This is a genomic window from Mycobacterium sp. NPDC003449 (assembly GCF_053588415.1).
Window position 1 is genome coordinate 1 of sequence record NZ_JBSFPX010000302.1, and the last position, 5,563, is coordinate 5,563.

General features: G+C 69.2%; 4 protein-coding genes. 3 read left to right on the top strand and 1 reads right to left on the bottom strand.

What is annotated here, in order from left to right:
* Positions 1-141 precede the first annotated feature (141 nt).
* The gene (gene trmB / locus ACWDTP_RS37050) at positions 142-882 is read right to left on the bottom strand and encodes a tRNA (guanosine(46)-N7)-methyltransferase TrmB (RefSeq protein WP_450028197.1); all 741 of its coding nucleotides are present in this window, start codon (positions 880-882) and stop codon (positions 142-144) included.
* 212 nt (positions 883-1,094) lie between these two features.
* Here trmB and ACWDTP_RS37055 point away from each other — a divergent pair, with 212 nt between their 5' ends.
* From ACWDTP_RS37055 to ACWDTP_RS37065, 3 genes are all read left to right on the top strand, one after another.
* Positions 1,095-2,033, top strand: a complete 939-nt coding sequence (locus ACWDTP_RS37055) for a hypothetical protein (RefSeq protein ID WP_450028198.1) — start codon at positions 1,095-1,097, stop codon at positions 2,031-2,033.
* Positions 2,030-3,478 (top strand): hypothetical protein, encoded by a 1,449-nt coding sequence (locus ACWDTP_RS37060; protein ID WP_450028199.1) that lies wholly within the window; start codon positions 2,030-2,032, stop codon positions 3,476-3,478. Before ACWDTP_RS37055 ends, ACWDTP_RS37060 begins: the two co-directional genes overlap by 4 nt.
* A gap of 157 nt (positions 3,479-3,635) precedes the next feature.
* Positions 3,636-5,459, top strand: coding sequence for a phosphoenolpyruvate carboxykinase (GTP) (locus ACWDTP_RS37065; RefSeq protein ID WP_450028200.1), 1,824 nt, complete (start codon positions 3,636-3,638; stop codon positions 5,457-5,459).
* Positions 5,460-5,563 lie beyond the last annotated feature (104 nt).

The following is a 5,563-nucleotide window of genomic DNA, read 5'->3' on the forward strand; positions in this document are numbered from 1 at the left end:
GCGAGATCCGCCACGTCGGGGCCGGCAATCTGGACATGGGATTGGGGGCGTCCCACACCAGCAGCACCCGGCGGACCCCGGCGGCCGGTGCGGTCGCCGGGGCGTCGTGCTGGACGTCCGGTTCGATGTCGGGTGTCACACTCATGGCCGTTTCTCCCAGACCAGTTCGGCCACGTCGGTACCGGCCAGGGCCTTGCGTTCGTATTTGGTGACCGGACGGCACACCGAGATCGGCAGGTCGTGGTCCGGTTCGACCCGGCGCAGCGCCGGCTCGCCGTCGCCGACCTCGGCGATGTGCGCGGCGTAGCCGAGGTGGTCGGTGGCCGCGTGCAGGATTCCGCCGGGCCGTAACCGGTCGGCGATCAGGGCCATGGTGGCCGGCTGCAGCAGCCGGCGTTTGTGGTGGCGCGACTTGGGCCACGGGTCCGGGAAGAACACCCGCACCCCGGTCAGCGACCCGGTGCCGAGCACGTGCTCGAGCACGTCGACGCCGTCACCGCGCACCAGCCGGATATTGGTGACGCCCTCCCGGTCGATCGCGCTCAGCAGCTGGGCCAGCCCCTTGCGGTACACCTCGACGGCGATCACGTCGATATCCGGTTCGGCCTGTGCCATCGCCAGCGTCGAGGTCCCGGTGCCCGAGCCGATTTCCAGCACCAGCGGTGCGGACCGCCCGAACCAGGCGGCGGTGTCCAGGTCGATGACCGGGCGGGAGTGCTCGTCGCGGGCCACGATCCCCAGGTCGGGCCAGCGCCGATCCCAGGTTGCCTGCTGACCGCCGGACAGCGTCGAGCGCCGGGTGCGGAAGCTGGTGACCCGGGGAAGGCGGTGCGGAGCCGGTCCGCCCGGTCCGCTTCCGACGTCCATCCTCGGCACGTGCATTCGTCCATGGTCGCCTATCGGCGGTCCGGCGCCCGCATCGTGGTACAGATTGATACCCAACAGTTGCCTTGCCCTGTTAGGGCCAAACATGCGCTCACCGGCACGGTTGAGGCATGTCAGGATTCTGGTGAGGACCGGGGCAGCACGGGGAAGGCCGCCAGATTTTCGCAGATGAGCTGAAGCGATTTGCCGATCGTGACGGTGACGCACGATTGGCCAGGATCAGCGCGCAGGTGTCGGCCCCGATCGATGTTGCCGTCGTGGGCAGGCGCGGTGTCGGTGTGACATCGGTCGCCCGGGCGTTGCGATCGGCGGGGGTGGCGGTGCGCGAGCCCGATGCCGGGTGCGATGCCGAGACCGTCGTCCTGGTGATCGCCGAGGTGCTCAAACCCGAGGACCGGACCGCCCTCGACGACCTGCTCAGGACGGGCACCCCGGTCCTCATCGTGCTCAACAAGGCCGATGTCGCCGGCTCGGGCCCCGGCGGTCCGATGGGCACCGCTCACAGGCAGGCCACCGCGCTGCGCGAACGCACCGGACTGCCGGTGCTGCCGTTGGCCGCGCCGCTCGCGGACGCGGCTCCCGGCCCGCACCTGGTGCGGGCGCTGCGGGACCTGGCGGCCGACCCGGCCGATCTGACCTCACCCGATGCGTTCCTCGCCGCTGCGCATCCGGTACCGGTCGAGGTGCGTCACGAGTTGCTGCACACCTTGGACCGGTTCGGCATCGCCCATGCGGTCACGGCGCTGAGCCGCGGTCTCGACGCCGAGGCACTGCCCGCGCTGCTGCGCCGGCTCAGCGAGGTCGACGCGGTGGTGGCGGCGCTGGGCGCGGTGGCCGCGCCAGTGCGCTACCGCAGGGCGCGCCGGGCCATGGCGCGGCTGCGCGCGCTGGCCGCCGAACCCTCGGGCGGGGCGGTCGCGCGATTCCTGGCTGCCGACGCCACCGTCATCGCGATGATGGCGGTGGCCGCCGAGGTGATGCGCGCCGAAGGTCTTGCGGTCGCCGACGCCGACGATGCCGGCGCCCAGCTGCGCCGGGCCAGGTACTGGCGGCACTACAGCCGGGGCCCGGTCAACGCGCTGCACCGCGGCTGCGGTGCCGATATCGCGCGGGGCTCGTTGCGTCTCCTGGATAGCTACGGGCGGTGACCGGCGTCAATCCATCGGAAGAAGCCGATGCCGTGGTGGCGGCCGTCGACCCCGGACTGAACTCACCGGGTGTGGAGTCGCGTGAGGTCGTGCTGGTGACCGGCCCGTGGCTGGCCGGGGCGACCAGCGTGCTGGCGATGCTGCGGGAACGGATGCCGGGGCACACCTTCGTCGAATCCACCGACCTGGTATCCGACGATGCGCCGATGGCCGTGGTGTTCGTCGTGTCGGCCTCGGCCGTACTCACCGAATCCGACTGCGCTTTGGTCGATTTGGCATCCAGATACACCGATCTGGTGGTGGGCGTGCTGTCCAAGATCGATGCGCACCGGGGCTGGCGGGAGGTGCGTGACGCGGATGCGGCGATGCTGGCCGAGCGGGCCGCGCGCTACCGCGGGATGCCGTGGGTGGGGGTGGCGGCGGCCCCCGATCTCGGTGAGCCGCAACTCGACGACCTGGTCGACCTGCTCAAGGAGCGGCTGGCCGACCCTGAAACGGTTCGACGAAATCGGTTGCGGGCCTGGGAAAGCCGGTTGGAATCGGTGCTCGACCGGTATCGGGCCGACGGCTCGGGAGCCGACCGTAAGGCGCGGGTCGATGCGCTGCGGGAACGCCGGGACGAGGTCAACCGGGCCCGCAGGCTGGCCAGGACCGAGCGCAGCATCGCGCTGCGCAGCCAGATTCAGCAGGCCAGGGTGCAGTTGGGGTATTTCGCCAGGAATCGGTGCAACTCGGTGCGCACCGAACTCCAGGAGGACGTCGCAGGAATCGGCAGGCGCCGGATCGCCGCGTTCGAGACCTACGCCCGGCAGCGCACCGACGAGGTGGTCGGCGAGGTCGACGAGGGCGTCGGCAAACATCTCGGCGATGTGGCGGCCGAGATGGGGCTGCGCGCGCCGCCGGCGGCACCGCCGCCGCCGGTGCCCGATATCGCGGCACCGGCGCTGAAATCCCGGACCCTGGAGACCCGGCTGATGATGGTGATCGGCGTCGGCTTCGGGCTGGGCGTGGCCCTTGCGGTCAGCAGGCTGCTGGTGAGCGCGGCACCCCAGCTGGCGGTCGCCGGGCTGGTGGTCGGCGCCGTGGTGGGTCTGCTGCTGGCCGGCTGGGTGGTGAGCACCCGCGGCCTGCTGCACGACCGGGCGGTGCTCGACCGCTGGGTCACCGAAACCACCACCACGCTGCGTTCGGCCGTCGAGGAGCTGGTCGCGACCAGGGTGCTGGCCGCCGAGACCGCCCTCACCACCGACCTGGCCGCCCGCGACGAGGCCGAGGGTGCAGCGGCGGCGGAGAAGATCGCCGAAATCGACGCCGAACTGCGCGAACACGCCGTCGCGACCGCGCGGGCGGCCGCGCAGCGGGACCGCAGGACCCCGCCGTTACGGCGCGCCCTGGACACCGTCCGGGCCGATCTGTACGGCGACCCGGCGACTACCGACGAGTAACCGCACGATTGCGGAGAACTGAATCGTTCTTGTGAGTCATCGGACATCAGACTGGTTCACCGTGGGTATGTCACCCGCGTTAACCTCTACCCAAGGGGCCGCCGTGACCGCGTCGTGACGCGGCTGAGTTGGCAAAAACCTACGCAGGAGAATTCTGATGACCTCAGCGACCATTCCCGGTCTGGACACCGCACCGACGAAGCATCAGGGACTGCTGGCCTGGGTTCACGAGGTCGCCGAACTGACACAACCCGACCGTGTCGTTTTCGCCGACGGTTCCGAGGAGGAGTTCGAGCGCCTGTCGGCCCACCTGGTCGACGCGGGCACCTTCACCCGGCTCAACGACGAGAAGCTGCCCAACTCCTACCTGGCGCTCTCGGACCCGTCCGATGTGGCCCGGGTCGAGTCCCGCACCTTCATCTGCACCGAGCGCGAGCTCGACGCCGGGCCGACCAACAACTGGATGGACCCGGGCGAGATGCGCTCGCTCATGACCGACCTGTACCGCGGCTCGATGCGGGGCCGCACCATGTACGTGGTGCCGTTCTGCATGGGGCCGCTCGGGGCCGAGGATCCCAAGCTGGGTGTCGAGATCACCGATTCCGAGTACGTCGTCGTCTCGATGCGCACCATGACCCGGATGGGCCAGGCCGCGCTCGACAAGCTGGGTGACGACGGGTTCTTCGTCAAGGCGCTGCACTCGATCGGCGCCCCGCTCGAGCCGGGTCAGAAAGACGTGCCGTGGCCGTGCAACGACACCAAGTACATCACCCACTTCCCGGAGACCCGGGAGATCTGGAGCTACGGCTCCGGTTACGGCGGCAACGCGCTGCTGGGCAAGAAGTGCTACTCGCTGCGCATCGCCTCGGCCATGGCCCACGACGAAGGCTGGCTCGCCGAGCACATGCTGATCGTCAAGCTCATCTCCCCGGAGAACAAGGCGTACTTCATCGCCGCGGCGTTCCCGTCCGCCTGCGGTAAGACCAACCTCGCGATGATCCAGCCGACCATCCCTGGCTGGCGGGCCGAGACCGTCGGCGACGATATCGCCTGGATGCGGTTCGGCAAGGACGGCCGGCTCTACGCCGTCAACCCGGAGTTCGGCTTCTTCGGCGTCGCGCCGGGCACCAACTGGGATTCCAACCCCAACGCCATGAAGACCATCGAGGGCGGTAACACCGTCTTCACCAACGTCGCGCTCACCGACGACAACACCGTGTGGTGGGAGGGGCTGGAGGGTGAGCCCGACCACCTGATCGACTGGAAGGGCCAGGACTGGGTCCTTCGCGAGACCGAAACTAAAGCGGCACACCCGAACTCGCGCTACTGCACGCCGATCTCGCAGTGCCCGACGCTGGCGCCCGAGTGGGACGACCCGCAGGGTGTGCCGATCTCGGCGATCCTGTTCGGCGGCCGCCGCAAGACCACGGTGCCGTTGGTCACCGAGGCCCGCGACTGGCAGCACGGCGTATTCATCGGCGCCACACTGGGTTCCGAGCAGACCGCGGCCGCGGAGGGCAAGGTCGGCACCGTCCGTCGCGACCCGATGGCGATGCTGCCGTTCCTTGGCTACAACGTCGGCGACTACTTCCAGCACTGGATCAACATCGGCAAGAACGCCGACGAGTCCAAGATGCCGAAGGTGTTCTTCGTCAACTGGTTCCGCCGTGGCGATGACGGCCGGTTCCTGTGGCCCGGCTTCGGTGAGAACAGCCGCGTGCTCAAGTGGGCGATCGAGCGGATCGAGCATCAGGCCGAGGGCACCAGCACCCCGATCGGGATCGTGCCGACGGCCGCCGACCTGGACCTGAGCGGGCTCGACGTGGATCCGGCCGATGTGGACGAGGCCCTGGCCGTCAACGCCGAGGAGTGGCGGGCCGAACTCCCGCTGATCGAGGAGTGGTTCGAGTTCGTCGGCGAGAAACTGCCGACCGGCATCAAGGACGAGTTCGACGCCCTCAAGCACCGCCTGGCCGAGTAATACCGCGAGCAGACACAAAACTGCCCTGAATCTCCGGATTTGGGGCAGTTTTGTGTCTGCTCGGCACTTAACGGGACGGGTTGCGTTCAACCGCAGTTTAGCCG

Bases quoted from the DNA above. Each gene is read 5' to 3' on its own strand.
- ACWDTP_RS37065 (WP_450028200.1), top strand. From the start codon at position 3,636: ATGACCTCAGCGACCATTCCCGGTCTGGACACCGCACCGACGAAGCAT.
- trmB (WP_450028197.1), bottom strand. From the start codon at position 882: ATGCACGTGCCGAGGATGGACGTCGGAAGCGGACCGGGCGGACCGGCT.